Source organism: Synechocystis sp. FACHB-908 (assembly GCF_014698595.1).
GTDB lineage: Bacteria > Cyanobacteriota > Cyanobacteriia > Cyanobacteriales > Microcystaceae > Synechocystis.
This window is the reverse complement of sequence record NZ_JACJTH010000038.1, coordinates 12,292-28,836: the sequence shown is the minus strand read 5'-3', so window position 1 is coordinate 28,836 and position 16,545 is coordinate 12,292. Positions and strand designations below refer to the sequence as shown.

The following is a 16,545-nucleotide window of genomic DNA, read 5'->3' as shown; positions in this document are numbered from 1 at the left end:
ATGCTTGTGGTGAAGCAAAAGCTATGTTAACGTTATAAATCGTGCCAATGAAGCACAACGGGTCGCTAGCTCAGCGGTAGAGCACTCGGCTTTTAACCGATTGGTCTTGGGTTCGAATCCCAGGCGACCCATTTTTTCCAAAACTCCAAACATGTTACCAAAAGCTCCCTAATGGTGGTCTTGATCGCTCGCCCTTAGAATTTTGCTTTTGCCAAGCCCTTCCTCCTTGGTTACTGCCAGCTTAACCATCCCGTTCACAGCCGAGAGAAATTACAAATAAAGGCTATATTGTAGTTGAGCTTCCCCCAGAGGGTTTTGGAACCATTTAGGAATGAATTTTTACTGGCCCCGTTTTGTCAAAGTTTTTTATCGCCGTGAGCCGATTTCCAGCTTCATTCTAATTGTGGCGGCGGTGGATATGGTCATGGGTGGAGTAGATGGTAAATGGAGTTTATTTTCCCTGGGCTTAATGGTAGCCATGTTAGGGGTGGGCATACGCTGGTGGCAGTCAGAAAAAACTAAGGCGATCGCCGTGAAACAATCTCCCCGCCGTTATTTGCCCCCCAGTGGTAGTACCCAGCGACAACCTCTGCCCATGTTAACTAAGCAACATCGTCGCTAAGCCAGCAGGGCATTTCTCCAGTGGCGATCCAGGTAACCGGAAATACTTCGGCAAAGGCTTGAATAACTAGAGGTTGAACTATCTCCACAGTGAGACCAGGCAAGAACTGGTTTAGGCTTCCTACAGGCCGATCGCCAATGCCACAGGGCACAATGTGACTAAATCCCTCTAGGTCGGGGCAAATATTCAAAGCAAAACCATGGCACGTAACCCAGCCACTAACCTTAATGGCGATCGCCGCTACCTTATGACCTTCCAACCAAACCCCCGTTAAACCAGCAATGCGTTCCCCCTGCAGGTCCAATTTCTCCAGGGTGATGATCAGCACCTCTTCCAGTTGTCGTAAATACCAGTGCAGATCCTTCTGGAAATGGTTTAAATCCAGGATCGGATAGCCTACCAATTGCCCCGGACAATGGTAAGTGACTTCCCCACCCCGTTCCGTGCGCCACAATTCCGCTGGGGGATATGCCGGGTCGAACTTCAGATATTTGGTTTGGGAGCCAGTGCCCAGGGTGTAGACCGGGGGATGCTCCAACAACATTAGTCCGTCCTCCCGTTGGCGATCGCGCTGTTTGGCTCTGACCCATCGCCGCTGATATTGCCAAGCTTGGCAGTAGGGCACAAGTCCGAACGATAATAAACGACAGGAAGGATTGGCCATGGCGCTACAAAGGAAACGGAATCAAACTAAAGTTCAAAGTTGGCAGAAATTAAGAAACGTAAAGAGATGCAAAGGAAAGTCAAAATCACCTGACCGATTAGGTCTTATTCAATACATAGTGCTAATCTGAAGATAGTCTTAGGAGTTAATTATTTACCACCACAATTTTCTGGAAAACTTTACCTCTACCCTAGGGATGATTAAAAGTAAACTAGAGAATAACAAGGTTGGGTTTATAATTCATCACCAAGCTCAAATTTATGGTGTTTTTTCAATGATCCATGCTTTTGATATCTTTAGCAGAAAGGCATTTTAAGTAATGATTCCACCTCACTGTTTCTCGGAAAAATTGCCCAATCTAACTTAGTTTTTATAACTTAAGTTTAGATCTGCGGAAAACCAACCATTGCTCATTTTTTATTAATTTTACGAAGGGAGAATTCAGTATGAAACTGTTAATTCAGGGCAATAATATCACAGTTACTGAAGCGATTCATGATTACGTGGAAGAAAAAGTCGAAAGAGCAGTTAAACACTTTCAAAATCTGACCACCAAAGTTGATGTTCATCTTTCCGTGGCCCGCAACGCCCGCATTACTAACAAACATAAGGCGGAAGTAACGGTTTATGCCAATGGCACAGTGATCAGGGCCCAGGAAGGCAGTGAAAATCTTTACGCCAGCATCGACCTAGTTGCCGACAAAATTGCCCGTCAGTTGCGGAAATATAAAGAACGCATCCAAGATAAGCAACATGGCAATGTCAAAACAAGCGAAATTGTTGAAGACAAGCCAGTGGAAGAAAATCTCATCGGCGATCGGGCTCCCGAGCTACCTTCGGAGGTATTGCGGATGAAATATTTTGCTATGCCCCCCATGGCCATTGAAGACGCTCTGGAACAGCTACAGTTGGTGGACCATGACTTTTATATGTTCCGTAACAAGGACACAGATGAAATCAACGTCATCTACATTCGTAACCATGGCGGCTATGGCGTTATTCAACCCCACCAAGCCAGCTAGTTAATTACTGAAGTGAAGTCTAATCTAACCTAGTGTCATAACCTCAAAATAAAGCAAGGATGGGTCCTAAGGATCCATCTTTTTTGTTGCCAAAAACTTTATTCCGTCGCCCCCTCAAACAAAAGCCCCCAGGCTTTCATGCTGTAAGTAACAGCAAAGCTAACCCAGGGGAATAAACACACTTAAGAGGTACGATTACGATGCAGTAGTATGGCGACGCAATAGAATTTAGCGACTACGGGGCAACAGGGCCACTGGATTAACGGCATTAGTCCCGCCTACCCGAATTTCAAAGTGGAGGTGAGGCCCAGTACTGCGGCCAGTACTTCCCATTTCAGCAATTTGTTGACCTTGTTCAACGTATTCTCCCCGGCGCACCAACAAGCGATTGTTATGGGCATAGTAGGTAACACTGCCATCACCATGGCGAATTTTGACCAAATTACCAAAACCGCCGGAGTTCCAACCAGAAAACACCACCTCCCCGGAAGCCGCTGCCATAATGGGAGTACCAATGGGAGCAGCAATGTCAATGCCTCGGTGCATGCGACCCCAACGGGGACCAAAACCAGAAGTGAAGACCCCCTTAGCAGGCCAGATGTAACCGTTAAACTGACCCGGGCTACGGGGAAAGTCGGGGGTACTCAAGCCCGGCAGCTCAGGGCTAACTTCTTGGATGACAGGGATTTGAATGGTGTCGTTGTAGCCCTGGACAGGACTGGGGGCCGCCCCGACGATTTGGGACTGGCCGACGGAGGTGGAAAACTGACTTCTTTGTGCCTGGGGAGAATATTGCCGTTGCAACTGGGCTAGATCCTGCCGGGGCTGGTTGAACTTGGCCGGTAGGGCTTGGGGGGAACGGGCTTGCCAATCAGGAACTGGTTCGTTATTAACTTGGCGGGCAACGGTCAGGGCACTTCGAGGTACCATAGGAGTCCTGATCGGTTGAGTTTGATTGAGTTGGGTTACCTCTGCCCTTAGTTGAGTCTGGTACTGGGCCTCGGGTTCTGCCTGGGCCCTGGCTACGATTGTTGAGGCCGTTGGCTGGGTAGAAACAAAGCTGGGCAAGCTGGGGGGGGTGGGTTCCGGCACTGCCGCCACAGTGTTGGGAGGAGGAATCACTAAAATCTGCTCTGCCTTAATCTCGTCAGGATTACTCAAACCATTGGCTTGTTGGATTTTCTCCGGCTGAATGTCATGGCTGCGGGCAATCTGACTGAGGGTGTCCCCTGGCTTCACTTGGTAGGATATTTGTTCGGCACTAGCGGGAGCAACATTGGAGGGAGAGGGCAAGGCCGCAACGGCCGGGCCGGTTTCCAGGACTACCGGAGCACTGGGTAATGGGGATCTGGTAATAATCTCCGGTTCAGTTTCGGGAGGGATAACGGCGATCGCCACGGGCTGGTCAAGATTTAATGCAGTTTCCACTGGTTGGACCGGCTGGGCCATGCCATTCTGACGGAGATTATCTAAGGAAATATCCTCTCCGGAAGCCAAAGACTCATCTTGTCGTTGGGCTCTCGTGGGCGCTGGGGCCACAGCAGGGAGAGCCGGTACGGGCAAAGACTGGGGATTGGCTGGGCTGGAGCTGGGCTGAACTTCAATGGCAGTGAACTCTTCCGGGCCCACTACGGCAATGGGAATGGGGCGATCGCCATGGGCGGCGGCAGCCACCTCTACGGGGCTGGGCAGGGAAGCTTTTGTATCGAGCTTGATGCCCGCATCTTCAGCAGTACTTTTAATTCTTTGGGAAGTTAACTTCTCTTCCAACGGTTCAATGACGGTGCCCTGCATGGGGCGACTCACATCGGCAACTAAAGTTTGGGCTTTGGGCTTAACAGCAGTGGTATTAGCGGTGCTGGAAGACTGACCGGGAGCTAAGGATGAAGAGACAACCATGGAATCAGTCTGCTCCAGGGGAGCCAGGGGCGGGATGGTGGCGGCGGGGACTTGGTCTTGAACTGCTTTTGCAGAAGAACTAGGTCTGGGAATATTCAGTACTTGTCCCGCTTGTAGTTCCGTATCAGTGCTGATGCTGTTGGCCAGGGCAATGGCCTTGGCGTCCACTTGAAAAGCTTGGCTAATTTGCCAAAGGGACTCTCCTTCTTTGACTTGGTGCTTCAGGGAAGGGGAAGCCAGCATCGGCTCAGTGGAGGAGCCATGGGATTGGTCTAGGGATAAATTACTCACCGCAACCAAGGGGGAGTTGCCAGAACTGGCGGCGGCGGTGGCGGTTTGGGAAAACAACATACTCGTTGCTCCCATGGAAACGGCTAAACCCACCATTGCAGCAGAGCGGCGAACCCGACGGTATCCTTCGCCCAGGGGCACAGTACCCTCCTGTTTAGTGCTTCCATCATAGGAATTAATCTCCATAGGCGGAGATGGACACGAGGGAAAAAATGTCGCCGGTTGATTGAGTACGTCTTTCAAGAAGAACCTCCTTGTGTGTGAATGAGCCTAAAACCTAGAACTAGATTGTTAGACCGCCCCAGTCATTTCAGGTTTAATGGGAGATTAAATTCCACGACTGAATCTGACTGAGCCAATATACCTAATGAAGAATGAAGACTGCTAAGAAAGATTAACCTGCTTTCAATGATTCGACAAGCTGGTGGAAATTCCCGCTTTTACAGAGTTGTGAAAAATAGTAACGAATCTAGATCAGTGGTTAACTGACCCCCTAGACGTAGCCCTCCGGTTTTTGTTTCTGGCAAATTTCCTTGCCCTGCCAAGCTTTTTCCCTGGCTGCTTTGTCCTCTTTTCTGAAAAAAAATCCCCTGGCGATCGCCGAGAATCATCAGTCCTAAGTTTATTTTTAATCAGAAATTTTAATTGAATCGACCCCTTGGCTAATTCGCTCCGGCCATCACAATTTCTTATCAGTTCACTAGTTCGATTTTGTCCTTCTTGCCCAACTCGATGGTAGTGACGGGGTTTCCTAGCCAAGACTGCGTAACTGTCGTCCGGCCTCAAACAGAGCAATGGCGGCGCTGGAGGCCAAATTCAAGCTCCTTACCTCGGAGTGGGGCATGGGAATGCAAAGTAACTGGGTAGATAAATCCCGCATCATCTGGGGTAAACCATCTGTTTCACTGCCCATCATCAGCCAATCCGTGGATTGGTAGGTGTAGTCCCAGAAATTAACCGTGCCAGTGACACTAAAACCGAGCAGGTTACCCCCTTGACCACGCCAATGGGTAATAAATTCTTCACAACTGTTGTGGTAATGGAGGTCAACATAGGGCCAATAGTCTAATCCTGCCCGTTTGAGATAACGATCACCCAATTCAAAACCTAGGGGGCCGACCAGATGCAATTCTGTCCCAGTGGCGGCACAAGTTCGGGCGATATTACCAGTATTAGGGGGGATTTGGGGATTAACTAGGACTAATTTGACCATAAAGACTATTTTTGAACAATTTAATTGATATTTACCGCAAAAATGGGCAAAAATATTTTGTCATGCCGGTGACGGAGATCACAAACTATCGATAACCAACAGTTATTAAACTGTCCCCTCGGCAAAAGTTTATGATTTTTTATCGGCTACCGAAGCCATCACACCAAACTTAGTATTTCATCCCGGGCTTTGCTCAGGGGTAAGCAGAGGTCCTGGGCCAGGATGGCTTCCTCCATCTCCGTTTGCAGAATCGCTTCCTGGACAATGGTTTGGGGCGTTTTCCCCTGTTCATATTGGGTAAGCCATTGTTGGGCCTGGTTGCCTTCCCGCAAAATTTTTCGCAATGGTGGCAAAAAGCAAGCAAAGCCCTGGTATTTAGCTTCCAGCTGTACTGACTGGTATAACTCCTCAATCCATTCTCTGGCGGCGATCGCCCGACCATCCCGCCAATGGTGCAGGGTGCTGTCCAGGCTACTAACGGCGGCGGAGATTTCATTTTGATCCGCTAGGGCTAGCAATTCCGAGGGGGTAAGTTGACTTTGTTGGAGGGGGTCCAGGGTGGGATCGGCCAGCATTTGTTGTAACCGGGCTTCCAGTAGGGCCACGATCGCCAGGAGGGAGAGGGGGTTAGTGACCAAATCGCAGATCCGTAATTCCAAACGGTTCAGGTTATGGGGTCGATTATCGCCGTTGGGACGCACCGCTGACCAAAGATGGCGGACATTTTGCATAGTGCCCAAGGTCAATTGCTCCTCTGTCCATTGCACAAAATGGCCATGGCTTGTAAACAGGGGCACCTCCTGGGGGGTTTTGGGGAACATCTGCCAACGGCTGGAATGGTAGCCTGTTACCTGGCCATTCAGAAAAGGGGAAGATGCACTGAGGGCAAGATATAACGGGGCTTCCATCCTCACTAAACGACAGGCCCGGATCAACTCCTCCACATCAGGAATACCTATATTGATGTGAATGCTGGCGGTGACCACCTGGGTACTGTAGGTTTGTTCGATGTAGGTATGGTAAGGATTTTGGGGGTCAGAACGGTAAAAGGTATCCGTCCCCCCCAGGGCCAAGCAACTGCCCGGTATTAATGTGTAGTCTTCCCCTAGTTGACTGAGGTAATGGCGTAATTGACGACGGGGCTGAAGAATTCCACACAACAGGCGATCGTAACTATTTAGCGGAGGTGTAGTGTATTCCACATTGCGGCTGTCCGGCTCCCGCACAAAGCCACTCAAATCCCGCACAATGCGATCGGAAAGCCCCACAATCTCACCGGTTTTCTTGCCGGTATAGATTTCGACTTCTAACCCTTTAGTCAATTGCACTGCACTCGCCTCTTTAAAAATTAGTTGGGGGAAAGACCACCAGGAAACAGTGGATAGGGGAGGATGCTGAAAAATGGATCAACATTCCGCTTCCCCAGTATCTCACCGCCTACCCCGCCAGGGCTAACAACTCTTCCGTTAACTCAAAGTTGCTGGTGACCGATTGCACATCGTCCAAGGATTCCAATGTGTCGATCATTTGCATAAGGGCCTTGGCTTGGTCTGGCTCGGCAATTTCAATGGTATTTTCCGGTAACCAACGCAGTTCCGTCTCTGCAATGGTGAAGCCGTGGTTCTGTAACACTTGGTTGAGGTTTTCCAGTTGATTCACTGCACTGAAAACTTCCACCCCACCCCCATCTTCCTCGTCCAGCCATTCGTAGCTTTCCCCTTCCCCTTCCAGCAAGGCTTCCAGTAACTTTTCTTCCTCCAGTTCCCCTACTAAGCGAATTACCCCTTTTTGGCTAAACATCCAACTGACACAACCGGTTTCCCCCAAATTTCCACCTTTTTTGCTAAATGCCGCCCGTAGATCTGCCGCCGTGCGGTTGCGGTTATCGGTGAGGGCTTCAATTAACACTGCTACTCCCCCTGGGCCATAGCCTTCGTAGCGCATTTCCTCGTAATTACTTTCCCCATCCTCATAGGTGCCTGCCCCCTTGGCGATCGCCCGGTCGATGCTGTCATTGGGAACCCCTGCGGCCCTGGCTTTTTCGATGGCTGTCCGCAGTTGGAAGTTGCCCGCCGGATCGGGAATGCCCTGGCGAGCGGCCACAATAATGGCCCGGGAAAGTTGGGTGGTGGTTTTACCTTTCTGGGCATCCACCCGTGCTTTTTGTCGTTTAATACTCTGCCATTTACGGCCGCCCATTGGTCATTACCGTCTAACAAACACACCAATAATTATTCCATTTCTGGGGGAGAGGAAGAAACAGAGGTAGGAATTTCCTCCTCATCGTCAATCATGCCAGGGTCAATGAGGGTGATATCAAATTGTTCGTTGCCCGGCATAGTACCAAATTGGTCCCGGCGACGGTACTCGTAGCGCACAGACACCTGGGGACCCATGACAATTTCGTCTCCGGTTTGGATGATATGCTCTTGCACTTTTTTGCCATTAATCATCAGTCCATTGACACTACTCTGTCCATCTTCATCGCCGTCAATAATTCGGTAAGCGGCTTGTACATCGTCGGAGGATTTACGCACCAGCACCGCATGGATACGGGAAACAAATTGGGATTTGATGCGGATATCAGCCCTCGGCGATCGCCCGATGGTGTAGAAGGTTTCAGTGAGTAAAACTTCTCGACGGCCAGCGTCATCTAAGATGATCAAAATGTGCTCTTGCAGGGGTTTTGCCGAGGGATCAGACATGGCCGGGGGAGAAAAAAAGCGGATGGTAACGGACAAATAGACTGGACGAAGTTTAGTTCCCAATCGATCCAATGGGCAAACGATCAAAAATTTACCCTCATCAATCTTAACCAAACTAACCAAGCAATCCTTAAATCAGGGGCTAAATTGACGGTAAATCAACCTAATTCCGCCTAAAAAAGCCTCCAGCTTCGCCAGAGATTTAAATAGCTTAGGTAGTTCACTTCTTTGCCCGCCGAACCTTAACCGGGATCTTGACCAAGGGAACGGGAAAATTGATACCGCAAAGCTAGGGCATTCAACACCACCACAATGGAACTACTGGCCATCATAGCCGCGGCGATCGCCGGAGTCAGCACAATGGCAAAACTAGGCAAGAATGCCCCAGCGGCCAGGGGAATGGCAAGGAGATTGTAGCCCAAAGCCCAGAGGAGATTTTGCTTGATTTTAGCCACTGTGCTACGACTTAGGGTCAAAGCTTTGAGCACATCGGAAAGATGGGAGCGCATTAACACCACATCGGCTGTTTCCATGGCCACCGCTGTCGCCCCGGAGAGGGAAATGCCTACATCGGCCTGGGCCAGGGCTGGAGCATCATTAATGCCGTCCCCTACCATCGCTATCACTGATACAGGGTTAAACCCTTGCATTGCCTTGATTTTGGCCACCTTGGCCTGGGGGGTCATCTGGGCTTGAAATTCCTCGATACCTACTTCCATGGCGATCGCCTGGGCAATGGCGGGATGGTCGCCGGTTAACAGCAAGGGAGCAATACCCCATTGTTTCAGTTGGGCAATGGTGGCCTTGGCTTCCGGTCGGAGAGTATCCCGCAAGGCTAAAAATCCCTGTAATTGCTGATTGCGAGCGACAAAAATAACGGTTTTCCCCTGGTCAAGCAGTTGATCCACCGCTGTTTGCCATTGAGGTTCCCCCATTACCCCCTGTTCCATGAGCCATTGTTGATTTCCCACCAACAGGCGATCGCCTTGGTACCAACCCTGAACCCCTTGCCCCGCTTCCGTTTCGATATTTTCCACCGGCAATAGTTCCAGACCCTGGGCACTGGAGATTAAGCCTTGGGCGAGGGGATGGCGAGTTCCCTGTTCCACAGAAGCCGCTAGGGTTAATAATTCAATCCCAGTAATATCAGCCACTGGCACCGCATCGGTTAACTGCAAATTACCCTGGGTGAGGGTGCCCGTTTTGTCGAAGGCCATCACCGTGGTGCGTTGAAGAATTTCGAGAATGTTACCCCCTTTGATCAGAATGCCCTGTTCTGCTCCCAAACTGGTGCCCACCAAAATCGCTGTGGGGGTGGCTAAACCTAAAGCACAGGGACAAGCCACCACCAAGACGGAAACACTCAATTTGAGAGCTAGCAAAAGGGGAGAAAGTCCGGTATCCGCCACCATTTCGGGAAATAAGGATTGCCCCACCATGGCCCAGAAGCCTAACGTTACCAAGGCGATCGCCAACACCCCATAGGCAAACCAGCCCGCCACTTGATCAGCCAATCGTTGCATGGGAGCTTTTTGGGTTTGGGCCGTTTCCACCAGTTGGATAATGCGAGCCAAAGTGGTTTCTGCTCCAATGTGGGTAGCGGCAATAATAATGGCTCCGGACTGATTCCAAGCTCCCGCAATGACGGCATCATCAACATTTTTCGCCACTGGTAGGGATTCACCGGTTAACAAGGACTCGTCCACCAGGGTTTTTCCCGCCACCAGAATGCCATCCACCGGGATTTTTTCCCCGGGGAGCACCTGTACCCATTCCCCCACCCGCACCTGTTCCACAGGAATTTCAATGCCAGTTTCTCCTTGGTCCTCTCCCCGCCCCACTAACCGAGCTAGGGATGGTTGCAAAGCCAATAATTCTGTCAACGCAGATTTGGCTTTTTGCCTTGCTTTACTCTCCAGGGTTCTGCCCAGTAGTAACATCCCCAACAACATCACCGGCTCATCAAAAAAGCATTCCCAGCCAAGTCCAGGCCAAGCCCAGGCAATGCAACTGGTGAGGTACGCACTGCCAGTCCCCAAAGCCACCAGAGTGTTCATGTTGGCATGGCCAAATCTCAAACCTCGCCAACCATCAAGAAAAATTTCCCGCCCCGGTATGGCGATCGCCAGGGTTGCCAAGCTCCAATGAAATATGGGGTGATGGAAAAAGGGAATCATGGGGCCACCAAAATGGCTTAGATGCCCCAACCCCGATAGGAGCAGTAACACCAGGGCAATGGTCAAACCCCAGTTAACGTTTTCCCTTGTCTCTTTTTCCCCTATCGTCGCAGGGATAGCGCCATGGCCATGACGAATCTGACTGGGAAATCCCCGCTGACTCAAATGTTCGGCGATCGCCTGGGGTTGAATCTTTTCCGGTTCATAACGCACCACCGCCACCGCTGTGACCAAATTGACGCAACTGTCCGTCACTCCCGTTAGTTGATCCAATTGTCTTTCCACCGCCGCCACACAACCGGCACATTTCATGCCCCCCACGTCGAGGGTCAAGCTAGCAGTACGATTTTGCCCATTTGCGTCTTTGTAAGTCAGGGTTGATGCAGGGGTCGGGGAAAGTTGAACCATGGTGGGGTTAATAAAGTAAACAGGGCATCAGTCCAAATGACATGGAGACAGCTTTTTCCACATTACCAACTGGTTTTGTTATCCTGTCCAGAATTAGCGATCGAACCAGCATTCCCGTTCCTTCTGGAAGGTTTCCATCTTGCCAATGCCTTCAATTGATGGATAGTCACAGGTCATTTACCAAACCAGTTCTACCAGCCTGCAATTCGCCGTAGTGACGATGGTTGTGGAAAAATGCACAGTGGCGGCAAACTCAGCCCATGCCGAGACAAGGGACTTTGACTAACTAGACAATCAACTATGTTTAGAGAGCCTTGGCCTTTTGGGTTTTAGCTTTCATTTTGGCTGCACTTTGGCGCAGGGCTTGGAGACGGGTTTCATACTGTTTGCGTTGACGACGGTTGGGGGTTTGTTCGATTAATGTTTTGAAAGCACTGCCAAGACTTTTGTAGGCATTAGGCAAGGTATAGCCGAAACGGGTAGCCAGGGTAATGGCCTTTTCATCCGCCTCGATCGCCTCTTTGATCCGTTTTTCACCGTTATTTTTTTGCCAGAGCCGGTAGCCAGAAATGCCACATAATCCCAGGGCTAAAAGTAAGAGCAATCCATCTTGCACCCACAGTTCCCCCACTGCACCCCCCAAACCGATCGCCAAGGCAGCCATTTCCCAACCTTCCCGGGGAATGGTATCACTCTGAATGCGGGCCACTTCGTGCCAAAAGAGTAAATTCCGCTGGTCAATGGCCAGGTTTTCCCATTTGGCCAAATCCACCTGAATTTCAATCTCATCCCGCCCCAATTCTTCCGAACGGATCAGAGGGGGATTAACTTCGGTACTGCCTTCCACCATTACCCAACTTTGGAGTTCCGGCGGCAGTAAACTTTTCAAGCGCCGCAGTTCACTCATTTCAGCGCGGGCCGTTGCAGAGGAATAGGAGGTCATGGCAGTTTGCTATTTTCTTGACTGATCAACAATGGATCTGGATAATCCTAACCCATTTTGACATTTTCCTTTGGGCGATCGCCTAGATGGTCGAAAAGTGCTCCTTAACTAACCCCCCGGCAGAAATCTGATAGAATTTGAACGGTCTTCCGCAGTCCTAATCCGCTGTATTCCAAGGGATCTACAAGAGATTTAAGAGATAAAACCACCATGATTTACGACATTTTCATGCCCGCCCTGAGTTCCACCATGACCGAGGGGAAAATTGTTTCTTGGACTAAGTCCCCCGGCGACAAAGTGGAAAAAGGTGAAACTGTCTTGGTGGTGGAATCGGACAAAGCAGATATGGACGTGGAGTCCTTTAACGAAGGTTACCTAGCCGCCATTCTAGTTCCAGCAGGGGAAGAAGCTCCCGTGGGGGCAACCCTTGGCCTAGTGGTGGAAACGGAAGCGGAAATTGCCGAAGCCCAAGCTAAAGCTGGCTCTGGTGGTGGTTCTAGTGCGGCTCCGACTGCAACCCCAGCCCCCCAACAACCTGAACCAGTGGCGATCGCCAGTGCAACTGCCATAGAGACAACTCCGGCCCCTAGCAGTAACGGCAATGGCAAAGGCAGTGGGCGAATTATTGCTTCCCCCCGGGCGAAAAAACTAGCCAAAGAGTTAAAAGTTGATTTAGCTACCATTGCTGGCACTGGCCCCCACGGCAGAATTGTGGCCGCAGATATTGAAAGTGCCGCTGGTAAACCCGTCACTGCTTCCATCGCTGCCCCCAGTGCCCCAGCTCCTAAAACATCCCCTGCCCCTACTCCAAGGGTAACCTCTACCCCCAGTGTTCCCGTCGGCCAGACAGTACCCCTGACCACTTTCCAAAAAGCTTTGGTGCAAAATATGGTGGCCGCCATGGCCGCTCCTACATTCCGAGTGGGCTACACCATCACCACCGATGGACTGGATCAACTTTATAAACAAATCAAAGGCAAAGGGGTGACTATGACGGCCCTGTTGGCTAAAGCTGTGGCTCTGGCCTTGAAAAAACATCCCATTGTCAACGCCAGCTACACTGACCAAGGCATCATCTACCACAAGGATGTCAACATTGCTCTGGCCGTAGCCATGCCCGATGGCGGTTTAATTACTCCGGTGTTGCAAAATGCAGACCAAGTAGATATCTACTCCCTCTCCCGCCGATGGAAAGAATTGGTGGAACGGGCCCGGGCTAAGCAGTTACAGCCTGAAGAATACAGCACTGGCACTTTCACTATTTCTAACCTGGGTATGTTTGGGGTAGACCGATTTGATGCCATTCTACCGCCGGGTCAAGGGGGAATTTTAGCGGTGGGTGCTTCCCGTCCCCAAGTAGTGGCCAATGAGGAAGGTTTGATTGGTACCAAACGACAAATGGCGGTTAATGTAACCTGTGACCATCGGGTAATTTATGGGGCCCATGCCGCCGCTTTCCTGAAGGATTTGGCTGTCATTATTGAAGAGAATGCCCAGTCTTTGACTATGTAATTCTTTGCAAACTAAGTCAGTTTGTTTGGAAAAGTCCCCCAACTCGTTCGGTTTTGGGGGATTTCCTTTCGGGAGCCTTCTCATCTACTACGGCAGTTTTAAGACAACGTTGATCCTGTCCAGATGAGTTCACAAAAAAATCAAAATTTTCTCAAGTTTTCTAATTGCTGACTAGTACCGACCAACCTAGGCGAGTGGGTTGTTGATAAAGCCGATATAAAGTTCTTAGATCCCGAGGAGAAATGGCCGGTACATCCGCAGTCTGGGCTGGGTATAAAGCATCTTCTTTGTGGTCACTGTGGCCCCAAATGCCTAGGGCGTGGCCTAGTTCGTGGCGGGCAGTGCCTTGGAGGGAAAGGGGAGCTAGGCCAGGTTTGATGGCGATCGCCATGCGGTGACGCAGTTGGGGCGGGGATGTGTCAGTCCAATAAAATTCATAGTTAGCCTGGGCGGTGCGGGCTCGACCAAAACTCACCAATCCTGTTTCTGGGTCCACAATGCGGGGTAGGGGCGGTTCTCGGTAAAAAATAGTGATATCCGCCTCGGTAGTATTCTCAACGATGGTGAGGGGAAAAAATTCTTGCCAGTCGGCGATCGCCGTTTTAATGGCCTGTTGCCAAGTGTAGTAACGTTTTTGAGCAGCACTGCCGGGGGTTAACCCAGGGGGATAGTCCACCGCCACAGTGACGGGAAATTTAGACCAGAGTAAATAACCTAGGGGAGAAGGTTGAACTTGGGAGAAATAATCAGTGCCGTCATCTCCGAGTAAACTGCGGTTTTCCAGACTGATGCCTAAATCTACCAACTCGGGGGGGAGGGGATGGATTTGCAACTCCGGTAAGGCTTGCTTGCTCCCATTGTTGGCGATCGCCGGCAGACTAACCAGTAATAAAGTCAACAAGAATAGGGCTAAGCACCAACCCCAGAGCTTGATTTTTTTGTTCACAAATTCTCCCCCCAGGGCCAATGCCTGACTCTCCAACGACGGAGAGAAGGAAATCTGAATATGTTGGAGCCTAGAAGTTATATTTATTTTATGATCGGTGTGATTAACCCAAGAGCTTGTCTAAAAGGCTATGACCCGCCCCCTAAATCTCCTCACTAAAGCTCCGGCAAGTTTGGGGGACTTTGAACACCATTCCCCCCAGAATTGGGGGGCTAGGGGAGCATTTAAAACACGTTCTAATTCGCTAGCCAGCCAGCGCTCAAAATAATAGTCAGACCAATAAAAATAATGCTCAGGGTCCAGGTCACTTGGTTGAGGGTTTTCTCTGCACTTTTGGCACTGGTGAATAATTGGGCTTGGCCACCGATGCCGGCAATGCCATCCCCTTTGGGGCTATGAAGCAACACCAGTACGGTCAACAGAGCGGCGGAAGCCATCCAAATAATTCGTAGAACAGTAATCAAAGTCATAACAATTCAGCGCCCCTCGGCGATCATACAGGCTTTTTATTTTAGCGCTTTTCCATCCCCCTACCTAACGGGAGAGATTGACCGGAGTGCGATTGGCCTTGATTTCTACCAACGGCTGATCGATTAAGGTTTTACCAGTCATTTCCGCCGGAACGGGCAACTGCAAAATATCCAAAATAGTCGGGGCGATGTCCGCCAGTTTTCCCCCTTCCCGTAGCTTGACTTCACCGCCGTGGCCAGGAATTTTACGTCCTTCCCCTTCCACCAAAATAAACGGCACCGGATTAGTGGTGTGGGCGGTCCAGGGATTGCCGGATTCATCGCTCATATATTCCGCATTGCCATGGTCCGCGGTGATCAACACGGTGCCCCCCACTTTAGCGGCGCTGGCCAGAAGGCGGCCCAAATTGAGGTCGACGGTTTCGATCGCCTGAATGGCTTCTTTGAGCTTGCCGGTGTGTCCCACCATATCGGGGTTGGCATAGTTGACCACCACCAGGGAATAAATGCCTTTTTCCATGGCCCGACAAACCGCATCGGTAACGGCTTTGGCAGACATCTGGGGCGCTTTGTCATAGGTGGAAACCATGGGGCTTTGAATTAGCTCCCGGTCTTCCCCGGCAAAGGGTTGTTCCAAACCACCATTGAAAAAATAGGTGACATGGGGATATTTTTCCGTTTCTGCGGTGCGGAATTGCTTCATTCCCTGGCGGGAGATAATTTCCCCCAAAATGTTATTCAAGTTTTGCGGCTCGAAGGCCACAACCACTGGCAGGGCAGGATCGTACTGGGTAAAGGTGACAAAATCCAGAGGCTGAATCCTTTCCCTGGGAAAACCATCAAAGCTAGGATTAACCAAGGCGTAGCAAAGTTGTCTGGCCCGGTCGGGACGGAAGTTGTAGAAAATTACCCCATCCCCAGAGGCGATCGCCCCGGCACCAATTCTAGTAGGGGGAATAAATTCATCGGTGATGTCGCTGGCGTAATAATCCTTGATCACCTGGGCGGCACTGCGGCCATCCCCTACCCCGTCTTCGGTCATGACTCGATAGGCTTTTTCCACCCGGTCCCAACGGCGATCGCGGTCTAAGGCGTAGTAGCGGCCACTGACACTGACAATGCGGCCCAGGCCAATTTTCTCTAGATGGGCTTGGATTTGTTGGACAAAATGGGCCCCTTCATTGGTGGGAGTATCCCGGCCATCGGTAATGGCGTGGATGCAAAGTTGACTGATGCCCTGGAGTTTAGCCAAGTCAATCAGTCCCAAAAGATGGTCAATGTGGGAATGAACTCCTCCGTCGGAACAAAGACCGATTAAATGCAATTTTCCTCGGCGATCGCGCACCCGTTGGCAGACTTCAATCAGCGCTTGGTTGTCAAAAAAAGTTCCGTCCTCAATGGCATCACTAATACGCACCAACTCCTGGGGTACCACTCGCCCAGCACCCAAATTGAGGTGACCAACTTCGGAATTACCCATTTGACCTTTGGGCAAACCCACATCTTTCCCTGAAGTATTCACCAGGGTATTGGGATAAGCGGCGATCAGACTATCCATAATGGGGGTGTTAGCCTGGGCAATTGCATTTGCGCGGGTATCTGGGCGATAGCCCCAGCCATCTAGGATGACCAGAACCACCGGGGCGATCGGTGCCTCTGCCATGGTTATTGCC

14 protein-coding genes and 1 tRNA gene are annotated in these 16,545 nt (G+C 50.6%); 4 read left to right on the top strand and 11 right to left on the bottom strand.

What is annotated here, in order from left to right; all coding sequences use genetic code 11:
* Positions 1-59 precede the first annotated feature (59 nt).
* A tRNA-Lys gene (locus H6G46_RS14690) sits at positions 60-131 on the top strand.
* Positions 132-331: 200 nt separating this feature from the next.
* Positions 332-622 (top strand): hypothetical protein, encoded by a 291-nt coding sequence (locus tag H6G46_RS14685; RefSeq protein ID WP_010873246.1) that lies wholly within the window; start codon positions 332-334, stop codon positions 620-622.
* Here H6G46_RS14685 and lipB read toward each other — a convergent pair.
* Positions 603-1,286, bottom strand: coding sequence for a lipoyl(octanoyl) transferase LipB (gene lipB, locus H6G46_RS14680; protein WP_010873245.1), 684 nt, complete (start codon positions 1,284-1,286; stop codon positions 603-605). The two genes, H6G46_RS14685 and lipB, sit on opposite strands and share 20 nt — an antisense overlap.
* Before the next feature lie 446 nt (positions 1,287-1,732).
* Here lipB and raiA point away from each other — a divergent pair, with 446 nt between their 5' ends.
* Positions 1,733-2,308: a ribosome-associated translation inhibitor RaiA gene (gene raiA, locus H6G46_RS14675; RefSeq protein WP_010873244.1), complete on the top strand. Its 576-nt coding sequence runs from the start codon at positions 1,733-1,735 to the stop codon at positions 2,306-2,308.
* A gap of 228 nt (positions 2,309-2,536) precedes the next feature.
* Here raiA and H6G46_RS18760 read toward each other — a convergent pair whose 3' ends face one another.
* The 7 genes from H6G46_RS18760 to H6G46_RS14640 all read right to left on the bottom strand — a co-directional run bounded on the left by H6G46_RS18760 (position 2,537) and on the right by H6G46_RS14640 (position 11,944).
* Complete coding sequence (locus tag H6G46_RS18760) at positions 2,537-4,684, bottom strand: peptidoglycan DD-metalloendopeptidase family protein (protein ID WP_010873243.1); 2,148 nt, start codon at positions 4,682-4,684, stop codon at positions 2,537-2,539.
* 565 nt (positions 4,685-5,249) lie between these two features.
* Positions 5,250-5,711 carry a tRNA (uridine(34)/cytosine(34)/5-carboxymethylaminomethyluridine(34)-2'-O)-methyltransferase TrmL gene (gene trmL / locus H6G46_RS14665; protein WP_010873242.1) on the bottom strand — a complete coding sequence of 154 codons (462 nt, stop codon included), beginning with the start codon at positions 5,709-5,711 and terminating at the stop codon, positions 5,250-5,252.
* Positions 5,712-5,869: 158 nt separating this feature from the next.
* Entirely contained in the window at positions 5,870-7,039 is a 1,170-nt protein-coding gene (gene gshA / locus H6G46_RS14660; protein ID WP_010873241.1) for a glutamate--cysteine ligase, read from the bottom strand.
* A gap of 109 nt (positions 7,040-7,148) precedes the next feature.
* Positions 7,149-7,910, bottom strand: coding sequence for a YebC/PmpR family DNA-binding transcriptional regulator (locus H6G46_RS14655; protein WP_010873240.1), 762 nt, complete (start codon positions 7,908-7,910; stop codon positions 7,149-7,151).
* A gap of 32 nt (positions 7,911-7,942) precedes the next feature.
* Entirely contained in the window at positions 7,943-8,416 is a 474-nt protein-coding gene (locus H6G46_RS14650; RefSeq protein ID WP_010873239.1) for an FHA domain-containing protein, read from the bottom strand.
* Between the two features lie 242 nt (positions 8,417-8,658).
* A complete protein-coding gene (locus tag H6G46_RS14645; RefSeq protein ID WP_010873238.1) occupies positions 8,659-11,001 on the bottom strand; it encodes a cation-translocating P-type ATPase in 2,343 nt (780 codons plus the stop codon).
* Between the two features lie 304 nt (positions 11,002-11,305).
* Complete coding sequence (locus H6G46_RS14640; RefSeq protein ID WP_010873237.1) at positions 11,306-11,944, bottom strand: DUF3318 domain-containing protein; 639 nt, start codon at positions 11,942-11,944, stop codon at positions 11,306-11,308.
* Positions 11,945-12,154: 210 nt separating this feature from the next.
* Between H6G46_RS14640 and H6G46_RS14635 the strand changes: the two genes are divergently transcribed.
* Positions 12,155-13,456, top strand: a complete 1,302-nt coding sequence (locus H6G46_RS14635) for a dihydrolipoamide acetyltransferase family protein (protein ID WP_010873236.1) — start codon at positions 12,155-12,157, stop codon at positions 13,454-13,456.
* Between the two features lie 160 nt (positions 13,457-13,616).
* Here the strand turns inward: H6G46_RS14635 and H6G46_RS14630 are convergent, their stop codons facing one another.
* From H6G46_RS14630 to gpmI, 3 genes are all read right to left on the bottom strand, one after another.
* Positions 13,617-14,402: a matrixin family metalloprotease gene (locus H6G46_RS14630; RefSeq protein ID WP_010873235.1), complete on the bottom strand. Its 786-nt coding sequence runs from the start codon at positions 14,400-14,402 to the stop codon at positions 13,617-13,619.
* Positions 14,403-14,638: 236 nt separating this feature from the next.
* A complete protein-coding gene (gene secG, locus H6G46_RS14625) occupies positions 14,639-14,872 on the bottom strand; it encodes a preprotein translocase subunit SecG (protein WP_010873234.1) in 234 nt (77 codons plus the stop codon).
* Between the two features lie 64 nt (positions 14,873-14,936).
* Positions 14,937-16,535, bottom strand: a complete 1,599-nt coding sequence (gene gpmI, locus H6G46_RS14620; RefSeq protein WP_010873233.1) for a 2,3-bisphosphoglycerate-independent phosphoglycerate mutase — start codon at positions 16,533-16,535, stop codon at positions 14,937-14,939.
* Positions 16,536-16,545: the final 10 nt, after the last annotated feature.